This is a genomic window from Ruania albidiflava DSM 18029, from assembly GCF_000421225.1.
Lineage (GTDB): Bacteria > Actinomycetota > Actinomycetes > Actinomycetales > Beutenbergiaceae > Ruania > Ruania albidiflava.
In genome coordinates this window covers 157,390-179,351 of record NZ_ATWL01000008.1, presented here as the reverse complement: position 1 = coordinate 179,351, position 21,962 = coordinate 157,390, and the positions used below count along the sequence as shown (strand labels likewise).

At 71.6% G+C, this 21,962-nt stretch carries 15 protein-coding genes; 10 read left to right on the top strand and 5 right to left on the bottom strand.

From position 1 onward, the window contains the following. Positions 1-314, top strand: a 314-nt coding sequence (locus K338_RS0111365) for an integrase core domain-containing protein (RefSeq protein WP_022918298.1), incomplete at its 5' end; no start/stop codon positions are given. Positions 315-359: 45 nt separating this feature from the next. Here the strand turns inward: K338_RS0111365 and K338_RS22130 are convergent. The 3 genes from K338_RS22130 to K338_RS0111350 are packed head-to-tail and all read right to left on the bottom strand — an operon-like array spanning position 360 to position 3,026. Further along, complete coding sequence (locus tag K338_RS22130) at positions 360-1,352, bottom strand: phosphotransferase family protein (protein WP_022918297.1); 993 nt, start codon at positions 1,350-1,352, stop codon at positions 360-362. Next, positions 1,336-2,301 carry an electron transfer flavoprotein subunit alpha/FixB family protein gene (locus K338_RS0111355; RefSeq protein WP_022918296.1) on the bottom strand — a complete coding sequence of 322 codons (966 nt, stop codon included), beginning with the start codon at positions 2,299-2,301 and terminating at the stop codon, positions 1,336-1,338. The genes K338_RS22130 and K338_RS0111355 overlap by 17 nt, the downstream gene beginning before the upstream one ends. Then, entirely contained in the window at positions 2,298-3,026 is a 729-nt protein-coding gene (locus K338_RS0111350; RefSeq protein ID WP_342662719.1) for an electron transfer flavoprotein subunit beta/FixA family protein, read from the bottom strand. Before K338_RS0111350 ends, K338_RS0111355 begins: the two co-directional genes overlap by 4 nt. 132 nt (positions 3,027-3,158) lie before the next feature. Here K338_RS0111350 and glgX point away from each other — a divergent pair, with 132 nt between their 5' ends. The 6 genes from glgX to K338_RS0111320 are packed head-to-tail and all read left to right on the top strand — an operon-like array spanning position 3,159 to position 10,510. Then, the gene (gene glgX, locus K338_RS0111345) at positions 3,159-5,342 is read left to right on the top strand and encodes a glycogen debranching protein GlgX (protein WP_022918294.1); all 2,184 of its coding nucleotides are present in this window, start codon (positions 3,159-3,161) and stop codon (positions 5,340-5,342) included. After that, on the top strand, positions 5,343-5,933 hold the full coding sequence (locus K338_RS0111340) for a GNAT family N-acetyltransferase (RefSeq protein WP_022918293.1): 591 nt from the start codon (positions 5,343-5,345) through the stop codon (positions 5,931-5,933). Between the two features lie 54 nt (positions 5,934-5,987). After that, positions 5,988-7,643 (top strand): FAD-binding dehydrogenase, encoded by a 1,656-nt coding sequence (locus tag K338_RS0111335; protein WP_022918292.1) that lies wholly within the window; start codon positions 5,988-5,990, stop codon positions 7,641-7,643. 59 nt (positions 7,644-7,702) lie between these two features. Next, positions 7,703-8,836 carry a tryptophan--tRNA ligase gene (gene trpS, locus K338_RS0111330; RefSeq protein ID WP_084481052.1) on the top strand — a complete coding sequence of 378 codons (1,134 nt, stop codon included), beginning with the start codon at positions 7,703-7,705 and terminating at the stop codon, positions 8,834-8,836. Between the two features lie 15 nt (positions 8,837-8,851). Beyond that, positions 8,852-9,682 carry an aldo/keto reductase gene (locus tag K338_RS0111325; RefSeq protein ID WP_022918290.1) on the top strand — a complete coding sequence of 277 codons (831 nt, stop codon included), beginning with the start codon at positions 8,852-8,854 and terminating at the stop codon, positions 9,680-9,682. Between the two features lie 39 nt (positions 9,683-9,721). Continuing rightward, complete coding sequence (locus K338_RS0111320) at positions 9,722-10,510, top strand: maleylpyruvate isomerase N-terminal domain-containing protein (protein WP_022918289.1); 789 nt, start codon at positions 9,722-9,724, stop codon at positions 10,508-10,510. Positions 10,511-10,607: 97 nt separating this feature from the next. Here the strand turns inward: K338_RS0111320 and K338_RS25560 are convergent, their stop codons facing one another. Together K338_RS25560 and glgP are read right to left on the bottom strand one after the other, a co-directional pair. Beyond that, positions 10,608-11,537 carry a type IV toxin-antitoxin system AbiEi family antitoxin domain-containing protein gene (locus tag K338_RS25560; RefSeq protein ID WP_022918288.1) on the bottom strand — a complete coding sequence of 310 codons (930 nt, stop codon included), beginning with the start codon at positions 11,535-11,537 and terminating at the stop codon, positions 10,608-10,610. A gap of 172 nt (positions 11,538-11,709) precedes the next feature. Beyond that, a complete protein-coding gene (gene glgP, locus K338_RS0111310) occupies positions 11,710-14,301 on the bottom strand; it encodes an alpha-glucan family phosphorylase (RefSeq protein WP_027286743.1) in 2,592 nt (863 codons plus the stop codon). A gap of 125 nt (positions 14,302-14,426) precedes the next feature. Between glgP and K338_RS0111305 the strand changes: the two genes are divergently transcribed. Genes K338_RS0111305 through glgB form a run of 3 tightly spaced genes read left to right on the top strand, consistent with a single transcriptional unit; the run spans position 14,427 to position 21,951 of the window. Then, a complete protein-coding gene (locus tag K338_RS0111305) occupies positions 14,427-16,442 on the top strand; it encodes an alpha-1,4-glucan--maltose-1-phosphate maltosyltransferase (RefSeq protein WP_022918286.1) in 2,016 nt (671 codons plus the stop codon). Beyond that, a complete protein-coding gene (gene treS / locus K338_RS22120) occupies positions 16,439-18,349 on the top strand; it encodes a maltose alpha-D-glucosyltransferase (RefSeq protein ID WP_022918285.1) in 1,911 nt (636 codons plus the stop codon). The genes K338_RS0111305 and treS overlap by 4 nt, the downstream gene beginning before the upstream one ends. Beyond that, positions 18,346-21,951 carry a 1,4-alpha-glucan branching protein GlgB gene (gene glgB, locus K338_RS0111295; RefSeq protein WP_022918284.1) on the top strand — a complete coding sequence of 1,202 codons (3,606 nt, stop codon included), beginning with the start codon at positions 18,346-18,348 and terminating at the stop codon, positions 21,949-21,951. The genes treS and glgB overlap by 4 nt, the downstream gene beginning before the upstream one ends. Positions 21,952-21,962: the final 11 nt, after the last annotated feature.

The window sequence follows — 21,962 nt, the reverse complement described above, 5'->3', positions numbered from 1 at the left end:
CCATGGGCATCACCCGGATCGAACGCGTGATGACCGACAACGCCTTCGCCTACCGCCACGGCCGCGACGTCCACAAGGCCCTGGCCGATCTGGGTGCGAAGCAGAAGTTCATCAAGCCCCATTGCCCCTGGCAGAACGGCAAGGTCGAGCGGTTCAACCGCACCCTGCAGACCGAGTGGGCCTACCGCCACGTCTTCACCAGCAACCAAGCCCGCCGCGACGCCCTTGCACCCTGGCTGCACACCTACAACACTGAACGCCGCCACAGCGCACTCGGCGGCCTCCCGCCCCTCAGCCGAGTGTCACCAACCTGATGGCCGAGTACACCTAGCCCGCGCCGTCGAGGGCGGGCGGGGTCGCTAGTTGCCCAGGCGGGTGCGCAGCCAGCGGGCGCAGACCAGGCCCTGGTCCCGCTGGAAGGCGCGCAGGTGCGGGATACCGGGCGGCGGAGGCCGCAGAGAGCGCTCCAGGAAGTAGCCGGTGAACGCGGCGACCACTGCGGTCACCGCCTCCGGATCCGCCGCCGCGCCCACCGGATGGGCGGTGAACACCTCCTCGGGGTCCCCGCCGCCCTCCAGCGCCACGCTCGGCATCATCCCGAGCAGGTCCAGCCACGGCGCACCCACGCTCGCGTACGGCCAGTCCACTGCGAGCAGCCGACCACCGGCACGGACCATGTTGTCCGCCCGCAGGTCGTGGTGCACCAGGGCGGTGCCCGCGCTCACCTGCGGCCAGGTGTCCGCGAGCGCGGCCAGGGTCTCGATCCGGGCGAGCAGCCACGGGCCGAGCACCTCGTCCAGCCGGGCGAGCCGTTGCTGCAGACCGGCGTCCGCAGTGAGCAGGTGCCACCCGTCGAAGACCATCTCCGTCACCGGCGGGATCTGGGGATGGTCTGGCGCCGCGATCCGGCCCACGTCGGCGACCAGGTCAAGCGCTTCGGCCAGCTCGGCCGGCTGCCACGGCAGCTGTGGGCCTGGGCCGTCAGCAGCGTCGAAGGCGAGCACCACCCAGTCCTGTGATCCAGCCGCAGTGGACACCTGAGCCTCAGCCGACCAGCGGAACGCCGGCGCTGGCAGCACCGCACCCACCTCGCCGGCGAGCACCGGCGCCACCGCGGCCTCCTTGCGGTACAGCTCACCGCTGCGGGGGTGCTCCGCAGGCACCACCGCCTTGACGAACACCCGCTCCCCCGACCCCAGCACCAACGTCGAGGCCAGACCAGGGCTGTACCCGCCGTCGTGCGATACCGCCCGGACCACACTCTCCCCGAGACGCTCGCTGACCAGGCGGGTGACGCCGTCGGGAAGCTCCGCCCAGGTCAGCCGCGCACGGCCCTCAGCCGCCGTGCTCACGGAGCGCCTCGACGGCATCGGCGAGCACCGAGGACAGGTCCCCGATCACCGCGAAGTCCGCCAGCTGCACCAGCGGAGCCTCGTCGTCGATGTTCACCGCGACCACCGTGCCCGCCCCGGCCATCCCGCCGATGTGGTGCGGCGCCCCGGAGATGCCGGCGCCGATGTACACCCGCGGCGCGACCGTGGTGCCGGTCTGCCCGACCATCGCCTCCGGCGGCAGCCACCCCTCCTCCACGCAGTCCCGGGTGGTACCGACCGCAGCCCCGAGAGCGTCCGCGAGCTCCTCCACAGGTTCGAAGTCACCGAACGTGCCGCGCCCACCAGAGACCACGATTGCCGCCTCGGCCAACGACGGGCGGGTATCACCGGAGTGGTCGGCCACTGTGCGCTCCAGCAGCTCCAGCCGCGGCGGTACTTCGATCTCGGCCGGCAGATCGCGCAGCTCCGGGACCGTCGGTTGCGGCGCCGGCCGTGCCATCACGGCGTTCGGTGTGACAGTCGCCACCGCAACCTCGGTGCGCACCTCGCAGACAGTCTCCCAGGTGCCACCGAAGGCGCGCTTGCCGCCGACCAGCCGGCCACCGTCCAGGTGCACTCCGCCCACGTCGATGAGCAGCCCGGCACCCAGGCGGTGCGCCGTGTGCGCAGCGATCTCCTTCGTGGTGAAGGAGGAGGTGAACAGCACGACGGCGCAGCTCACCTCGGTCACAGCGCTCACCACGGCCTGGGCTGCTACTGCAGCGGCGCTGGCCGGCTCCGGCAGCGGAGTGGTCAGCACGCGGGTCACGCCGTAGGAACCGAGCTCGGCCAGCAGGTCCGCAGTGGGTGTGGTGTGCGCCAGCGCGGTCACCTCACCCAGGTCGCGGGCGAGGGTGAGGACCTCGCGGGTGGCGGGCCGCAACCCGGCCGCCGCGTCCGAGCCCAGGGGTACGAGCACGCCGGTCATGAGTTCTCCTTCGCGAGCAGGTCGTGAGCGATCAGGTACTCGGCGAGCTTGGCGCCCCCGGTCCCGTCGTCGAAGATGATCTCCGGGTCAGGTTCCGGACGGCGGGTGGCCGAGCGGACCGCGGTGCGGGAGGTCAGCTCTTCAGTGGTCAGACCGAGGTCGGCGGCCGAGAGGGTGCGCACCGGTTTGGCCTTCGCGGCAAGGATCTCCTTCATCCGGGCCAACCGGGGGCTGTTGGTCACATCGGTCACCGAGACCACAGCGGGTGTGGCCGCCTGCCAGGTCTCGCTCACCCCGTCCACGCCGCGGTGGGCGGTGATGACGCCGTCGGCCCAGCTGACCGAGCGGGCGACGCTCAGCTGCGGCCAGCCGAGCTCCGCGGCGAGCAGGGACCCAATCACCGAGCCGAGGCCGTCCAGAGCGGCCATCCCGGTGACGACTGCATCGACCGGGGCCTCGGTGCGGATCGCCGCAGCCAGCGCGGCGGCGGTCACCGCGTAGTCGGCACCGGCCAGGTCGTCATCGCACACGTGCACGCCGCGGTCGGCGCCCATCTGCATCGCCCGGCGAGCGGCGTCCACCGCGATCGAGGGGCCCATGGTAAGCGCGACGACCTCGTGCCCACTGTCTGGGTCAGCGGCCTGTGCGGCCTCCTTGAGCTGCAGCGCTGTCTCCACGGCGTTCTCGTCGACCTCGTTCAGCGTGCCGTCCTCGGTGCTGCGCACCGTGCGGTGCTCCGCGGTGAACCCGCGATCTGACGAAAGGTCAGGAACGTGCTTCACGCAGACTACGATTCGCATGAGCCCAGCCTGCCACCACCAGACCGGGCGGCACACATCTCCGACCCGGAACCTGCTGTGACCTCGACCGCTTCCCGTACCGATCCGAGCGCCCCCGCCCACGAGCTGGCCGAGCGCCCGGAGGTACAGCCGACGGCGTTCGGGGTGCACCTGGCCGACGGTGGCGCACGCGTGCTCGTGCACGCCCCGCACGCCGAGCGGGTGGAGCTGTGTCTGCTCGGTGCCGGCCGGCACGGGGAGGAACGGCGGGTGCGGCTGCACCGGGGACGGTACGGCCGCTGGTTCGGGGTGGTGCCTGGGGTGAGCGCAGGTCAGGCGTACGGGTTCCGCGTGGCCGGTCCGTGGGAGCCGGCGCACGGTCTGTTGCACAACCCGCACAAGCTGCTGCTGGACCCCTACGCCCGCGCGGTGCAGGGCCAGCTGGACCTGCGTCCGGAGGTGTACGGGCACCAGGTGGACGACGAGCTGCAGCCGGTCGGCCGGCCACGCCCGGACGAGCGGGACAGTGCCGGACACGTGCCGGTCGGGGTGGTGGTGGACTCCAGCGACGCGCTGCCTGTGCACCATCCGCAGGTGCCGTGGCGGGACACGGTGATCTACGAGGCGCACGTGCGCGGTCTGACCATGCAGCTGCCCGGGGTGCCGCCCGAGCTGCGCGGCACCTACGCCGGCCTGGCCCACCCCGTGACCCTGGCGCACCTGCAGAGCCTGGGGATCACCGCCGTCGAGCTGTTGCCGATCCACGCGAAGGTGGACGAACCGGCCCTGACCAGCCGCGGCCTGACCAACTACTGGGGCTACAACACGCTCGCGTTCTTCGCCCCGGAACCCTCCTTCGCCACCCAGGCGGCCCAGCAGGCCGGCCCGCAGGCGGTGCTCGCCGAGGTGCAGGGCATGGCCTCGCTGCTGCACGAGGCCGGTCTGGAGGTGATCCTCGACGTCGTGTACAACCACACCTGCGAGGGCGGGCTGGACGGGCCGATGCTGTCCTGGCGGGGGCTGGACAACGCCGGCTACTACCTGCACCGCGGTGCCCGGCACCACGACTACGAGGACGTCACCGGCACCGGCAACTCCCTGGACTTCCGGTCCCGCCCGGTGGTCGCGATGGCGCTGGACTCACTGCGGTACTGGACCGAGGTCGTCGGGGTGGACGGGTTCCGGTTCGACCTGGCCACCACCCTGGCCCGCCGCGGGCACAGCTTCGATGCGGACCACCCGTTCCTGGTGGCGCTGGCCTGCGACCCGGTGCTGTCAGCGGTGAAGCTGATCGCCGAACCGTGGGACGTCGGCCCCGGTGGCTGGCGCACCGGTCATTTCCCCGCCCCGCTGGCCGAGTGGAACGACAAGTTCCGGGACGCGCTGCGCACCTTCTGGATCACCGACGCCGCAGCCTTGGCCCACGGAGGCGCCGGCGGGGACCTGCGCGAGCTGGCCACCCGGCTGTCCGGGTCCGCCGACCTGTTCTCCCCCAGCCCGGCCCCGGAGGACCGGGGGCCAAACGCGTCGATCAACTACGTCACCGCCCACGACGGGTTCACCCTGGCCGATTTGGTCGGCTACGACCACAAGCACAACGAGGCCAACGGGGAGGAGAACCGGGACGGCACGGACAACAACCTGTCCTGGAACCACGGGGTGGAGGGGCCCACCGACGATGTGGAGGTGCTCGCCCACCGCCGGCGCACGATGCGCAACCTGCTCGGCACCCTGCTGCTGGCCGGCGGCACTCCGATGCTCACCGCCGGCGACGAGATCGGGCGCAGCCAGCAGGGCAACAACAACGCCTACTGCCAGGACTCCCCCCTCTCGTGGGTGGACTGGGCCACCGAGGGTTGGCAGGAGGACCTGGCCGCCACCGTGGCCCACCTGCTCCGGCTGCGGGCCGCGGTACCCGCGCTGCGCCCGGAGCGGTTCCACCACGGGGAGTCCACCGACGTGCACCCGACGCTGGCCTGGTACGACGAGCACGGCGGGCCGATGACCCACCACCGCTGGCACGACCCGCACCGCCGCGTGCTGCAGATGTACCTGCGGGACGTGCGCGACCCCGGGGAGGTGCTGGTGGTGCTCAACGGCGCCACCAACCCGGTGGGCGTGACGCTCACCAGCGCCGGGGCCATGGAGCTGGAGCTGTGCTGGGACTCGGTCTGGGAGCGCCCGCAGGCCGGGGGGCTGGTGCACGCCGGGTCCACCATCGAGGTGCCGGAGCTGAGCCTGCGGCTGTACCGGGCCCGTTGAATGAACCACGCTGACGTCGTGCTGCGCGGCTACCGGCCGCAGGACGCAGCCAGCTGGGTCCGCTGCCGCGCGCTGGCATTCCTGGAGACGCAGTACTACGACGACGTGCACCCGGTGCGTACCCAGCTCTCCGAGCCCTCCCTCGCCCTGGTCGCAGTCGACGGCGAGGAGCTGGTAGGCCTGCTGGACATCGAGATCGACGGCACCGAGGCCACCATCGACTCGATCGCCACCCACCCGGACCACCAGGGGCGCGGTATCGGCACCCGGCTGCTGCAGCACGCGCTACCCACCCTGACCGCGCGGGGCGTGCACACGCTGGACGCATGGACCCGCGAGGACGCCCCCGCCAACCGCTGGTATGTCCGCAATGGTTTCACCGAGCGGTACCGGTACCTGCACGTCTACCTCAGTGCGCAGGACGATGCCGCTGGCTTCACCACACCGGAGGGCCTGAGCACACCGGTGGGTGCGTTCATGCACGCCGCGGTCGAGGACGAGGCTGCGCTGCGGCAACGATACCGACGGGTGTACCTCTGCCGGCAGTACCTGCGCGAGCTGACCGCCGCGGACCGGCGGACCACTTCCTGAGCACCGTGGCGCTTGGACCAGGCTGCCCCACCCCTGGCTAGTAGGCTGCTCGTCATGACTGACGCCGACGTCATCGTGATCGGAGCGGGCCTGGCCGGCCTGGTCGCGGCTACTGAGCTCACCCGCCGGGGCCAGCGGGTCATCGTGCTGGATGCCGAACCGGCGGCCTCCCTGGGCGGTCAGGCGTTCTGGTCCTTCGGCGGGCTGTTCCTGGTGAACTCCCCCGAGCAACGCCGCCTCGGCCTGCACGACAGCGCCGAGCTGGCGTTCTCCGACTGGCTCGGCTCCGCCGAGTTCGCCCCCGGCGCCGACCGCGGCCAGGGCCCGGACGCCGCCGGGTACGCCTGGGCGGAGAAGTTCGTGGACTTCGCCGCCGGGCCGATGCGGCAGTGGCTGCACGAGCTGGGCGTGCGCTGGTTCCCGCTGGTGCAGTGGGCCGAGCGCGGCGGCTACCTCGCTGGCGGGCACGGCAACACCCTTCCGCGGTTCCATGTCACCTGGGGCACCGGACCGGGTGTGCTCGCCCCGTTCCTCAGAGCGGCTCGATTCGCCAAGTCCGAGGGGCTGCTGGAGATCCGGTTCCGGCACCGGGCCAGGGAGCTGGTAATCACCGACGGTGCGGTGACCGGGGTGCGCGCCGACGTGCTCGCACCCACCACTGCCCGGCGCGGCGAGCCGACCAGCCGGGAGGTGACCGACCAGGTGGAACTGGCCGCGGGCGCCGTGGTGATCGCCACCGGCGGCATCGGTGCCAACCACGACCTGGTGCGCTCCTCCTGGCCGGAGGCGGCCGGCACCCTGCCGGCGCAGCTGCTCTCCGGGGTGCCGGACAGCACCGACGGCTCCGGGCTGTCCCTCGCCCGAGAGGCGGGTGCCGCGGTGGTGCACGCCGACCGGATGTGGCACTACCCGGAGGGCATCCCGATGCCAGAGGGGATCTGGTCCCGGCACGGGGTGCGCATCCTGCCCGGGCCGAGCTCGCTGTGGCTGGACTCGGAGGGGCAGCGGCTGCCGGCACCGCTGTTCCCCGGGTTCGACGCGCTCGGCGCCCTGGAGCACCTGACCGCCGGCGGGCACGACCATTCCTGGTTCGTGCTGAACAAGGCGATCATGGAGACCGAGTTCGCCCTGTCCGGCTCGGACCAGAACCCGGACCTGACCGGGAAGGACCTGCGGTTGCTCGCCCAGCGGGTGCTGCCCGGAGCGGTCGGGCCGGTGGCGAAGTTCGCCGAGCAGTCTCCGGAGTTCGTCTGGGCCGAGACGCCGGCCGAGCTCGCTGCGGGGATGAACGCCCTCACCGGCAGCCAGGACATCGATGCCGCCGACCTGGCCCACCTGATCGCCCTCCGTGATGCGCAGATGGCCTCCGGTCTGGGCAAGGACCCACAGGTCGCGGCGATCCACCACGCCCGCGGGTACATCGTGGACAAGCGGATGCGGGTCGCCCCACCGCGGCCGCTGACCACTCCGAAGGACGGCCCGCTGCTGGCGGTGCGGCTGCAGCTGCTCACCCGCAAGACGCTCGGCGGGGTGCACACCGACCTCTCCGGCCGGGTGCTCGGCCCCGGCGGCAGCGTGATCGATGGGCTGTACGCCGCCGGGGAAGCAGCCGGGTTCGGCGGCGGCGGGGTGCACGGGCGCCGCGCCCTGGAGGGCACCTTCCTGGCGGGGTGCCTGTTCAGCGGACGGGTGGTCGGCGCCTCGATCTGAGCGTCCGGTGCTCGACTCCGGCGGGCGAGCGGGCGGGCCGGGCCGGATACAGTGTGGGCGTGAGTTCTGATGCCCCCACTGCCGACATCCTGCCCGAGGCCGACGAGAACGAGCTGAGCACCGAGGCGACCGCCCACCGCAGCCTGGACCGGGCCGTGGCCCGCAGCGCCGGCATCGAGGCGGACCTGACCGGCAACGCCAGTGCCTACCGCGTGCTCACCGGCGACCGGCCCACCGGGCGGCTGCACCTGGGCCACTACCTGGGCACGCTCGCCAACCGGGTGCGGCTGCAGGACCTCGGGGTGCAGACCATGCTGCTGGTGGCCGACTACCAGGTGATCACCGACCGGGACGACGCCGGCCCGGTCGCCGAGCGGGTCCGCGACCTGGTCACCGACTACCTGGCCATGGGCATCGACCCCGGCCGCACCACGATCTTCGCCCACTCCGCCGTACCGGCGCTGAACCAGCTGATGCTGCCGTTCCTGTCCCTGGTGACCGACTCCGAGCTGCGCCGCAACCCCACGGTGAAGGCCGAGCTCGAGGCGAGCGGCGGGCGGCCGATGAGCGGGCTGCTGCTCACCTACCCGGTGCACCAGGCCGCGGACATCCTGTTCTGCAAGGCGAACCTGGTGCCGGTCGGCAAGGACCAGCTGCCGCACCTGGAGCTCACCCGGGTGATCGCCCGCCGGTTCAACGAGCGCTACGCCGGCGGGAAGACCGTGTTCCCAGCCCCGGATGCGCTGCTCAGCCAGGCCACCAACGTGCTCGGGGTGGACGGGCACAAGATGTCCAAGTCCCGGCACAACACCATCGACCTGGCGATGACCGAGGACGAGACGGCCAAACAGCTCAAGCGCGCGGTCACCGACTCCGACCGGCACATCACCTACGAGCCGGATCGCCGCCCCGAGGTGGCGAACCTGCTGCTGATCGCTGCGGAGATGACCGGCCGGGCGCCGGAGGAGATCGCCGCCGAGGTCGGCGACGGCGGCGGTGGCGGGCTGAAGAAGCTGGTCACCGAGGCGGTGAACGAGCGGCTGCGCCCGATCCGGACCCGCCGCCGCGAGCTGGAGGCCGACCCCGCCGTGGTCGAGCAGGTGCTCGCGGCGGGCAACGCGCGCGCCAACGAGATCGCCGACGCCACCCTGGCCGAGGTCCGCTCGGCGATGGGCATGGTCTACGCGTCCTGACCGAAGGAGCCCAGCATGTCCGAAGCACCCCAGCAGATGGTGACGGCGGAGGGCCACCTGGTCTCCGCCGTCGGGCAGGGCACGTGGTACCTCGGGGACGACCGGGAGGCCCGCGAGGAGGAGGTGGCGGCGCTGCGCGCCGGCATCGAGGCCGGGATGACCCTGGTGGACACTGCCGAGATGTACGGCGGCGGGCGCTCCGAACGGCTCGTCGGTGAGGCGATCGCTCCGGTGCGGGAGAGCGTGTACCTGGTGGACAAGGTGCTGCCGAGCAACGCGTCCGCAACCGGCACGATCGAGGCCTGTGAGCGGTCGCTGCGGGCGCTGGGCACCGACTGGATCGACCTGTACCTGCTGCACTGGCCCGGACCGCACCCGGTGGCCGAGACCGTGGACGCGTTCGAGTCGCTGGTGCAGCGCGGCTGGATCCGTGCCTGGGGGGTGAGCAACTTCGACCCTGCCGACCTGGCGAGCCTGCCGGCGACGCCGCTGGTGAACCAGGTGCTGTACAACCCGTCCCGGCGTGGGGTGGAGGTCGACCTGCTGCCCGCGCACCGGGAGGCAGGGATCACCACGATGGCCTACTCCCCGATCGAGCAGGGCCGGCTGCTGGCCGACCCGACGCTGACCGCAGTGGCCGAGCGGCACCAGGTGAGCGTGGCGCAGGTGCTGATCGCCTGGGCGGTGCGCGAGCCGGGCACGATCGCGATCCCGAAGGTCTCCTCGGTGGCGCACGCGGAGGAGAACGCCGCCGCGCTGGAGGTCGCGCTCACGGCCGAGGACCTGGCCGAGATCGATGCCGCGTTCCCGGTGCCGACCGACCCGGTGCCGCTGGAGATGCTCTGAACCTGCCGGTGGTCGACCCCAGGCGGTAGCGTCCAGGTCATGAACCACGAAGACATGATCGCCGCGGAGTCCGAGCAGCTGGCGAGCGTGCTGGCCACCGCCCACCCGCGGGCGCAGGTCCCCACCTGCCCGGAGTGGAACGCCGCCGACCTGCTCTGGCACCTGACCGGGGTGCAGCGCTTCTGGTCCGCCGTGCTGGAGCAGGACGTGCGTACCGATGACGCGGCCGAGTCGCTCGAGAGTGCCGCCCCACCGCAACCCTCGGCCATCTCCGAGATGCTGCCGGTCCGCAAGGTGGCCACCCAGGAGCTGGTCGATCAGCTGCGCCAGCTGGGCGACGACGAGCCCCGCTGGACCTGGTGGGAGGCCGACCAGACCGTGGGCTTCACCCGCAGGATGCAGGTGTGCGAGGCGGTGATGCACCGGATCGACGCGGAGCTGACCGCCCAGATGGACGTGGGGCCGATCGCCGCGGAGGTGGCGACGTTGTGCGTGGACCACTGCGTGGACGTGATGTGGGGCTGGATGCCGGACTGGGCCACCTGGACCCCACAGGCCGTGGTGGAGCTCGTGGCCGAAGACACCGGCGGCCGGTGGCTCATCGAGGTGGGCCGCTGGCGCGGTACCGGCCCGGAGTCCGGCCGGAACTTCGACGTGCCGCGCGCGGTCCGCGCCGGCACTGACGCTCCCGCGCCCACCGCCCAGGTGAGTGCCCCGGTCGACCACCTGGCCCGGTGGGCCTGGACCCGCCGGGGCGAGGCGGAGGTGACCGGCCAGACCGAGGCGACCTCCGCCGTCGAGCAGCTGCTGGCCCAGGGCATCCAGTAGCAGCCGCCCCCTCCGATACTCGCCGAGGGTGTGGTTGACGTCGGTTATGGCCGGAAAAACGACGGAAACTCCACCGCCGGTACTCAGGTCGGCTCGGTCACTCGGCCAGAGCGCGCCGGACCGTGGCGACCGCCACACCGTTGGTCAGGTCCCTGCCGGTGAAGCGAAGCATCGTCACCCGTCCGCGGGTCTGCAACAGGTTCTGCCGACTCCGGTCCCGGTAGACGGCTTCTGGCGCCGCATGCACATCGCGACCATCCAGCTCGGCGATCACCCAGGAACCGTCCGGTCTTCGCCAGCCCATGTCCCCTCGCGCCACCAGCACGCCGGCCCGGTCTCGAAACGCCACCTGGAGTGTCGTGGGCGCCAGACCGGCATCGCTGAAGCACAACCGCGCCCGGGTCTCCAGCGGTGACTCCGCTCGACCGTCGGCCAGTGCCAGGTAGGTGCGCGCCCTGGGCGCGCCCGGCCGGCGGGCGAGGAGCCGGTGCACGGCCACCAGGTCGTCCGGAACGGCTCGGCCCAGGTGCAGCGCGGAGTCGAGAACAGCAACGCCGTGCTCCCGGTCCAGCTGGGGCAGCGCCTGCACGAGCGCCGGCACCACCTGGGCCACCGGGAACCCGTTGACCATGACCGCCGGGATCGGCCGGCGATAGCGACGCACCCGGACCCCCGTCGGACCCTGGACGCTGCTGCCTCCGGGCACGCAGACCTCGCTGGGAATCCGGGTCGGCAGCCCCCAGAGGCCGTGCAGCGCGAGCGCGCTCATCCCTGTGGCCATCGCTCCCGGGACCGCGAGGAGCCCCGCCCACGCCGCTTGCTGACGACGCTCGTCGAACGCGTCCAGGCGGGTGTCCACCGGTGTCCGGTACACGGCCCGGGTCACCCGGTGCCACTCACCTCGGCCGACCAGCGTGCGCACTGCTCGTTCGGTCAGACCTGCAGCCAACGCCTGGGACAGGCTGATCAGACCGGCCTGGCGCCCGGAGAGCGCCTCGGCACGGACAAGGACCTGTCGTTGGGGCACCCCTCGATCGGACCACAGCAGCGCCGGACCGGTGAGTGGCCCTGTGGACAGCGCTGAGCGCCCCGCCGGCGGTGTGGTTGACGTCGATTATGGCCGGAAAATCGACGGTAACCGCACCCCCGGCGGGCTTGGTTAGGTGCCGGCGGGCTTGGTTAGGTGCCGGCGGGCTCGGTCAGGCGGTCGCGACCAGGCCTAGCTCGGTGTAGCCCGCGAGTCCGGCGTGCACCGGCACGATCCGCACGGTGTACCCGAACGGTCCGGACCGGCCCAGGGTCAGCGTCCGGGAGAACTGGTACCGGGAGCCCTCGTAGGTATCGGTCAGGCTCAGCGGCTCGGTCTCGAACTCGTCGATCTGGTCGTCGTCGCCCACGCGCCCGTGCACCACCTGCACCTGCACGTCCTCCGGAGAGAGCCCGTCGAGGCTGACGAAGGCGCGCACCGTGACCGCGTCCCCGACCTGCACGACCTCGTGCAGCCCCTCGGACTCCACGTGCTCCACCCGCACCGCCGGCCACGCCTGCTGCACCCGGGCCTTCCAGTCCGCCAGCGCGATGGCCGCGGCGCCGCCGTCGGCGTTCAGCTCCCGGGAGGACTCGGCCACCGGTGTGTACAGCTCGGTGATGTACTCCCGCACCATCCGGGTGGCCTGGACCTTCGGACCCAGGGTGGCCAGAGTGTGCCGCACGTTCGCCAGCCACTGCACCGGCAGCCCGTCGGTGCGGTCGTAGAACCGCGGGGCCACGGTGTTCTCCAGCAGGTCGTAGAGTGCCGCAGCCTCCAGGTCGTCGCGCCGGTCGGCGTCCTGGACCCCGTCGGCAGTGGGGATGGCCCAGCCGTTCTCACCGTCGTACATCTCGTCCCACCAGCCGTCCAGGATGGACAGGTTCAGGGCGCCGTTCAGTGCTGCCTTCATCCCCGAGGTGCCACAGGCCTCGAGCGGCCGCAGGGGGTTGTTCAGCCACACGTCGCAGCCCGGGTAGAGCGTCTGGGCCATCTCGATGTCGTAGTTCGGCAGGAACACGATCCGGTGCCGCACGTCCACGGCATCGGCGAACTGCACCAGCTGCTGGATCAGCCGCACGCCCTGCTCGTCGGCGGGGTGGGACTTGCCGGCCACCACGATCTGCACCGGCCGCTCCGGGTGCAGCAGCAGCCGCCGCAGCCGGTCGGTGTCTCGCAGCATCAGGGTGAGCCGCTTGTAGGTGGGTACCCGGCGGGCGAAGCCGATGGTGAGCACGTCCGGGTCCAGGATGCCGTCCACCCAGCCGAGCTCGGCCGGGGAGGCACCGCGCTGCAGCCAGGACTTGCGCGACCGCACCCGGGCATCGGCCACCAGCCGCTCTCGCTGGGCCCGGCGCAGCTGCCAGAGGGTGGCGTTGTCGATGCCGCCGTCGGTCTTGTACCAGCCGGAGCCGTCGGCGATCTCGGCGGGGGTGAAGTACTCGGCCTGCGCCTCGGCGAACTCCGGGTCGGTCCAAGTCTCGGCGTGCACGCCGTTGGTGATCGAGGTGATCGGCACCTCGGCGGTGTCGAACCCGGGCCAGAGTGCGGCGAACATCCCGCGGGACACCTGTCCGTGCAGCTGGGCCACACCGTTGGCACGCTTGGCCAGCCGCAGCCCCATCACCGCCATGTTGAACACGGCCGGGTCGCCGCCGGCATAGTCCTCCCGGCCCAGGGCCAGCACCTGATCCACGCTGATACCCGGCACCTCGTTGCCGCCGCCGAAGTACTCGGCGATCAGGTCCGCCCCGAACCGGTCGATCCCGGCCGGCACCGGGGTGTGCGTGGTGAACACCGTGCCGGCGCGCACCGCCTCGCGGGCGGCGTCGAACCCGAGCTCGCTGCCGGCGAGCAGCTCCCGGATCCGTTCCACGCCGAGGAACCCGGCGTGCCCCTCGTTGCAGTGGTACACCTCGGGCTCCGGGGCGCCGGTGAGCCGAGAGTGCAGCCGCAGCGCCTTCACACCGCCCATACCGAGCAGCAGCTCCTGGTTCAACCGGTGCTCGCTGGTGCCGCCGTAGAGCCGGTCGGTGACGTGCCGGGCCAGGTCGTCGTTCTCCGGCACGTTCGAGTCCAGCAGCAGCAGCGGCACGCGGCCCACGTCCGCACGCCAGACCTGCGCGTGCAGCATCCGCCCACCGGGCAGCGGCAGGGAGACCCGCGCCGGGGTGCCGTCGGTCTCGCGCAGCAGCGACAGCGGCAGGCTGTCCGGGTCGAGCACGGGGTAGGTCTCCGCCTGCCACCCGTCCCGGGTGAGCGACTGGCGGAAGTAGCCGGCACCGTAGAGCAGACCGACGCCGATGATCGGGGCGCCCAGGTCGGAGGCGGACTTCAGGTGGTCGCCGGCGAGGATGCCGAGCCCTCCGGAGTACTGCGGCAGTGCCCCGGTGATGCCGAACTCGGCGGAGAAGTAGGCGATCGCACCGGGCAGCGCTGCCGCGCCTTCTGATTCCCGACGGCGTTGCTCGCCCTGGTACCAGCGCTCGTCACTCAGGTAGGTGCTCAGGTCCGCGCCCAGCTCACGGACCCGGGCGACGAACGCGTCGTCGGCGGCCAGCTCGGCCAGCCGCTCCGGGGAGAGCGAACCGAGCAGGCGCACCGGGTCGCCGTGCACGTCCTTCCACCGCTGGGCATCGATACCGGCGAACAGCTCCCGGGTAGGGGTGTGCCAGGACCAGCGCAGGTTCAGTGCCAGGTCGTCCAGTGCTGCCAGCGGCTCGGGCAGGACAGTGCGCACAGTGAATCGTCGAATCGCTCTCACGTCGCGAGCATAGGCCACTGTGCCGGGCCCGCTGCACACCGGGATCGGCCCCGGATGAGACGCTCACCACCAGCCCGGGAGCCCATCGAGATGTACTGCACCGCCACGATCGGTAGGTTCGACCTGTGACTACTCCCAGCCCCACTCCCGCTGCCCCGATCGGTCGCATCCCGGTGCTCGACGTCGGCCCGTCCGCGGAGAACGGCCGCTGGCCCACCAAGGCCGTGGTCGGCGAGGCCGTGCCCGTCCGGGCGACCGTGTTCCGAGAAGGACATGAGGCGGTGGCCGCCACCGCTGTGCTCGTCGCCCCGGACGGCACCGACCACTCCTGGGCTCCGATGGTGGACGTCTCCCCCGGTAACGACCGGTACCAGGCGCACCTGGTACCGGATGCGGAGGGGAGGTGGGGCTTCCGGGTGGAGGGCTGGTCCGACCCGTACGGCACCTGGCGCCACGACGCGGTGCTGAAGGTGCACGCGGACGTGGACACCGAGCTGATGCTCACCGAGGGCGGCCTGCTGCTGCAGCGTGCGCTGGCCGAGCTGGAGCTGTCCGAGGCCCAGGCGCAGGTGCTGCGCGATGCGGTCACCGCCCTGGACGACCGGTCCCGGCCGGCGCTGGCCCGGCTGGCTGCCGGCACCTCACCGGAGGTGCAGCAGGTACTGGCCGAGGTGCCGTTGCGCGAGTACGTCTCCGCCTCGGCCACCTACCCGCTCGTCGTGCACCGGGAGCGGGCACTGTACGGCTCCTGGTACGAGCTGTTCCCCCGGTCGGAGGGTGCCTACCGGGACGAGCAGACCGGCCAGTGGGTCTCCGGCACGTTGCGCACCGCGGCCGAGCGGCTGCCCGGGATCGCGGCGATGGGCTTCGACGTGGTCTACCTCACCCCGGTGCACCCGATCGGCACCACGAACCGCAAGGGCCGGAACAACACGCTCACCGCCGAACCAGGCGATCCGGGCTCCCCGTACGGGATCGGCTCGGCCGAGGGTGGGCACGAGGCGATCCACCCGGACCTGGGCACTTTCGATGACTTCGACCACTTCGTGGCCCGCGCCCGCGAGCTGGGCATGGAGGTGGCGCTGGACATCGCGCTGCAGGCCTCCCCGGACCACCCGTGGGCGAAGGAGCACCCGGAGTGGTTCACCACCCGCGCGGACGGGTCGATCGCGTACGCGGAGAACCCGCCGAAGAAGTACCAGGACATCTACCCGCTGAACTTCGACAACGACCCGGAGGGCATCTACGCCGCGGTCCGGGACGTGCTGCAGGTGTGGATCGACCACGGCGTGACGCTGTTCCGGGTGGACAACCCGCACACGAAGCCATTGACGTTCTGGGAGCGCATCCTGGCCGACGTCGCCGCCAGCCACCCGGAGGTGATCTTCCTCGCCGAGGCGTTCACCCGGCCGGCGATGATGCGCACCCTGGGCATGCTCGGCTTCCACCAGTCCTACACCTACTTCACCTGGCGGCACTCCAAGGAGGAGCTGACCGAGTACTTCACCGAGGTCAGCGGCGACCTGGCGGCGGTGATGCGCCCGGCGTTCTGGCCCACCACGCACGACATCCTCACCCCGTACATGCAGCAGGGTGGCCCGGCGGCGTTCGCGATCCGGGCGGTGCTGGCCGCCACCGCCTCCCCCACCTGGGGCATCTACTCCGGGTACGAGCTGGTGGAGAACGTGGCCCGGCCCGGTGCCGAGGAGCAGATCGACAACGAGAAGTACGAGTTCAAGCCACGGGACTGGGAGGAGGCCGCGCGCACGCACGGGATCACCGAGCTGCTCACCCGGCTGAACCAGATCCGCCGCGCGCACCCGGCGCTGCAGCGGTTGCGGAACCTGACCGTGCACCCGACCACGGACGACGCCACGTTCTGCTTCTCCAAGCGCGTGCCCGCCGAGCACTCCCCCACCGGGCAGGCGGACACGGTGATCGTGGTGGTCAACCTGGACCCGTACACCACCCGGGAGTCGCTGGTGCACCTGGACATGGCTGCGCTCGGTCTGGATGACCAGGACGAGTTCACTGCGCACGACGAGCTCACCGGGGAGACCTACGCCTGGGGTCCGGTGCCGTTCGTGCGGTTGGACCCCTACGGGCGGTGTGCGCACATCATCACCGTGAGGCACCGGTGAGCACCGCGTTCGCCGGGACGTTCACCGGCGCCAGCCCGTTCACCGAGACTGCCCGGCCGGGACTGAGCGAGGACCCGCAGTGGTACCGCACCGCCGTGTTCTACGAGGTGCTGCTGCGGGCGTTCGCCGACTCCGACGGGTCCGGCACCGGCGACCTGCGCGGGCTGATCGACCGGCTGGACTACCTGCAGTGGCTCGGCGTGGACTGCCTCTGGCTACCGCCGTTCTACCCCTCCCCGCTGCGGGACGGCGGCTACGACGTGTCCGACTACACCGCAGTGGCCGACGAGTACGGCACCATCGAGGACTTCACCGAGCTGGTCGAGGCGGCGCACGCGCGCGGCATCCGCATCATCATCGACCTGGTGATGAACCACACCAGCGACCAGCACCCATGGTTCCAGTCCTCCCGGTCCAACCCGACCGGCCCGTACGGGGACTTCTACGTCTGGGCCGACGAACCGGACGCCTACGCCGACGCCCGGATCATCTTCGTGGACACCGAGGTGTCGAACTGGACCTTCGACCCGGTGCGCCGGCAGTACTTCTGGCACCGGTTCTTCTCCCACCAGCCGGACCTGAACTACGAGAACCCGCGGGTGGTGGAGGCGATGTTCGACGTCATCCGGTTCTGGTTGCGCACCGGCGTGGACGGTTTCCGGCTGGATGCGGTGCCGTACCTGTTCGAGGAGGAGGGCACCAACTGCGAGAACCTGCCCGCCACGCACGAGCTGCTCGCCCAGGTGCGGGCGATGGTGGACGCGGAGTTCCCGGGCCGGCTGATGCTCGCCGAGGCGAACCAGTGGCCGCAGGAGGTGGTCGCCTACTACGGCAGCGAGGACGCGCCGGAGTGCCACATGTGCTTCCACTTCCCGGTGATGCCGCGGATCTTCTACGCGCTGCGGGAGCAGTCCGCCCGCAGCATCGACCAGATCCTGGCCGACACCCCGGCGATCCCCGCCGGCGCGCAGTGGGGCACGTTCCTGCGCAACCACGACGAGCTCACCCTGGAGATGGTCAGCACCGAGGAACGTGCCGCGATGTACGGCTGGTACGCCCCGGAGCCACGGATGCGCGCGAACGTGGGCATCCGCCGCCGGCTCGGCCCGCTGCTGGACAACTCCCGGGCGGAGGTGGAGCTGGCGCACGCGCTGCTGCTGTCCCTGCCGGGCAGCCCGTGCCTGTACTACGGCGACGAGGTCGGCATGGGCGACAACATCTGGCTGCCGGACCGGGACGCGGTGCGCACCCCGATGCAGTGGACCCCGGACCGCAACGCCGGCTTCTCCCCCGCCACCGACCCCGGGCGGTTGTACCTGCCGGTGGTGCAGAACCTGACGAACCACTACAACCACCTGAACGTGGAGGCCCAGCTGGCGATCCCCACCTCGCTGCTGCACTGGGTGCGCGGGATGCTGGAGGTGCGCCGTGCCCACCCCGTGTTCGGCATCGGCGACTATGTGCCGCTGGTCTGCGACAACGAGGCGGTGCTGGCATTCCTGCGGCGCAGCGAGGAGGAGACGATGCTGTGCGTGGCGAACCTGGCTGCCACCCCGCGCTCGGCCACCGTGCAGCTGCCCGGTCTGGCCGGGTGGGGCGTACGGGACGTGTTCGGGGGCGGGCAGTTCCCAGCCGTGGGGGTGCAGGGCACCGCTGCCAGGTCCAGGCCGACGACGGCGCAGCCTCCGGGCGAGAGCTCCTCGCCTGAGCCGGGTTCGGCTGGGCAGCACGCCCCTGGTCTCGACCCACCCGGTCACGATGCGGTCACCGGAGCTGCGTCTCTGGCCGACCCTGGTGCGGTCACCCCGCCCGCAGCCAGCGCTGCCGACGATGCTGACGTCGACGGTGAGCTCACCCTCACCCTCGGCTCCCGGGACTTCTTCTGGCTGGCGCTGGAGCCACGATGAACCGGCCGGACCGCTCCCTGCTGCTGGACCTGATCGAGGGCTGGGTGCGCAGCCAGCGCTGGTTCCCAGCGAAGGACGACCCGGATGCCACACTGCACACGCTCACCTCGATCGACCTGCCAGATCCGCAGCAGGAGGCGGCCTGCACGGTGGTGCTGCTGGAGCTGCGCCGCACCGGCACCGCCCGCACCGTGCTGCAGGTGCCGCTGGTGGCGACCACCGCGTGGCCGCTGGACCAGGGGGTGGTCGCCCGCCTCGGTGCGGACGAGGTGCTGGTGGACGGGCCGCACCACCCGGCGTTCCTGCGCGGCTGGCTGGCGGCCGCCGCACCGCGGCCGGGAGCGAGCATCACACCAACGGACCTGGACCCGGCCGCCGGTCAGGTGCACACCGGGGAGCAGTCGAACACCTCGGTGCGCATCCCGGGACGCGATGCCGGGCCGGCGGCACAGCTCAAGCTGTTCCGGGTGCTCGCCGCGGGACCCAACCCAGAGATCGAGGTCGCTACGGCGCTGCGCGACGTCGGCTGGCGGCACGTCCCGGACGTGCTGGCCACCCTCGACGGCACCTGGCCCGGTACCGACACCGGGCAGGTGCACGGCGACCTGGGCGTGCTCACCGCATTCGTCGCAGGCGCCCGGGACGGGTTCGAGCTGGCCTGCGAGCATGCCCGCACCGGACGGGACCTGACCCCGCTGGCGGCCGACCTGGGCACCTGCGTGGCCGAGCTGCACACCCACCTGACGGCCGCGCTGCCGACTGCAGGCAACCACAACGGCGCCGGCGGGGACGCGGCGGACGCAGCATCCCTGGCCGACCAGCTGCGCGAGCGCGCCCGGTGGGCACTCGCGCAGGTACCAGCGCTGCAGGTGTTCGCTGCGGGGATCGAAGCAGTGCTCGCACGCGTACCCGATACACCGACCGGGTCCGTCCAGCGCATCCACGGCGACCTGCACCTGGGTCAGGTGCTGCACGCTGACGGCACCTGGTACGTGCTCGACTTCGAGGGCGAACCGCTGCGCCCGCTGGCTGAGCGGCGCCGCCGCGACCAGCCGCTGCGGGACGTGGCCGGGATGCTGCGTTCGTTGGACTACGCCGCTGCGGTGGGTCGCGCGGCCGCCCCCGCCTGGGCGGAGGAGGCCCGGGGGGCCTTCCTCGCCGGATACCGTGCCGCCCGCGGTGATCTCGACCAGACTGTGCTCAGAGCGCTCGAGCTGGACAAGGCGCTCTACGAAGCCGTGTACGAACAGAAGAACCGTCCCGACTGGCTGCCCATCCCGCTGGGCGGCATCCGTCGACTCACCGAGGAGCAGACTGTGGCCGAGAACTCCCCGCCGGACGGCGAGCGGCTGCTCGCCGGCATCTTTCCCACCCCGGGCCCCCGCCCCGGCGGACCGGACAGACCCGCCCCGGCTGCGCCGTCATCGGCAGAAGCACGACCGGCACCTGTGCCGCAGAGCGTGCTGGTGGCCCTCGCGGACGGCTCCCACTTCGCCCCGCACGACGTGCTCGGACCACACCTGGACACCCAGACCGGGGTACTCACCATCCGGATGGTGGCCCACCTGGCCACTGCGGTGACCGTGCGCACGCCCACCGGTGAGCACCCCGCGCAGCACGTCTACGACGGCATCTGGGTGGCCGCGTTCCCCGCCGAGGAGGTGCCCGACTACCGGCTGCGGGTGAGCTACGCCGACAACGAGGTGGACCGGGACGACCCGTACCGGTTCCTGCCCACGCTCGGGGAGGTGGACCAGCACCTGATCGCCGAGGGTCGGCACGAACGGCTCTGGCAGGTGCTCGGCTCCCGGGTGCGCCGCTACCCGTCGGTGCTCGGGGAGGTGGCCGGTGTCTCGTTCGCCGTCTGGGCCCCGAACGCGCGGGCAGTGCGGGTGGTCGGGGACTTCAACGGCTGGGACGGTCGCGGTGCGATGATGCGCTCCCTGGGCAGCACCGGGGTGTGGGAGATCTTCATCCCCGGCCTGGTGGCGGGCCAGCGGTACAAGTACGAGATCTGCCTGTCCGACGGGTCCTGGCACATGAAGGCCGACCCGATGGCCCGAGCCACCGAGGTGCCGCCGGCTACCGCGTCCGTGGTCACCGAGAGCAGCTACGAGTGGGCCGACCAGGACTGGATGGCCGCCCGCGCCGACACCGACCCGCACTCCGGCCCGTTGAGCATCTACGAGGTGCACCTGGGCTCCTGGCGGCAGGGGCTGGGCTACCGGGAGCTGGCTGAGCAGCTCGTGGAGTACGTCACCTGGATGGGCTTCACCCACGTGGAGCTGCTGCCGGTGGCCGAGCACCCGTTCGGCGGCTCCTGGGGCTACCAGGTGACCTCCTACTACGCGCCCACGTCCCGGTTCGGCAGCCCGGACGACTTCCGGTACCTGGTGGACCGGCTGCACCAGGCCGGTATCGGGGTGATCGTGGACTGGGTGCCGGCGCACTTCCCGAAGGATGCCTGGGCGCTGGCCCGGTTCGACGGCACCCCGCTGTACGAGGACCCGGACCCGCTGCGCGGGGAGCAGCAGGACTGGGGCACCTACGTGTTCAACTTCGGCCGCAACGAAGTGCGCAACTTCCTGGTGGCCAACGCGCTGTACTGGCTCACCGAGTTCCACGTGGACGCCCTCCGGGTGGACGCAGTGGCCTCGATGCTCTACCTGGACTACTCCCGGGAGGCCGGGCAGTGGCGGCCGAACGTGCGCGGCGGTCGGGAGAACCTGGAGGCGATCCAGTTCCTGCAGGAGGCGAACGCCACCGCCTACCGGGTGGCGCCGGGCACGATGATGATCGCCGAGGAGTCCACGGCGTGGCCGGGTGTGACCACCCCGACCTCCCACGGCGGCCTCGGTTTCGGGCTGAAGTGGAACATGGGCTGGATGAACGACACGCTGCGGTACCTGGCGGAGGAGCCGATCAACCGCCGCTACCACCACGGGGAGCTCACGTTCTCGCTGGTGTATGCGTTCTCCGAGCAGTTCGTGCTGCCGCTCAGCCACGACGAGGTGGTGCACGGCAAAGGGTCGCTGTGGCAGAAGATGCCCGGTGACCTGTGGGCCAAGCTCGCCGGGGTGCGGCTGCTGCTGGCCTACCAGTGGACCCACCCGGGCAAGAAGCTGCTGTTCATGGGCGGCGAGTTCGCGCAGAACACCGAGTGGAACGAGGCGCAGTCGCTGAACTGGGAGCTGGGTGACACCCCCTCCCATGCCGGGGTGCGGCAGATGCTGCGGCAGCTGAACCGGGTCTATCGCGAGCACCCGGCGCTCTGGGCCGAGGACTTCACCCCGGCCGGGTTCGAGTGGTTGGAGGCCAACGACGGTGACCGCAACGTGCTCGCCTACCTGCGCAAGGGCGGGGACGAGGAGCTGGTGGTGGTGGCCAGCTTCTCCGGCACCCCGCACGAGGGGTACCGGGTGGGTGTGCCTGGGCAGGGCGACTGGGTGGAGCTGCTCAGCACCGACCATCCGGACTTCGGTGGTTCCGGGGTGGTGAACACCGGTGCGCTGACCGCCGAGCCGGTGCCCTGGCACGGCCGCACCCACTCAGTGCAGCTGCGGGTGCCCCCGCTCGGGGTGACCATCCTGCAGCGCGCCTGACTGAGGCGCCG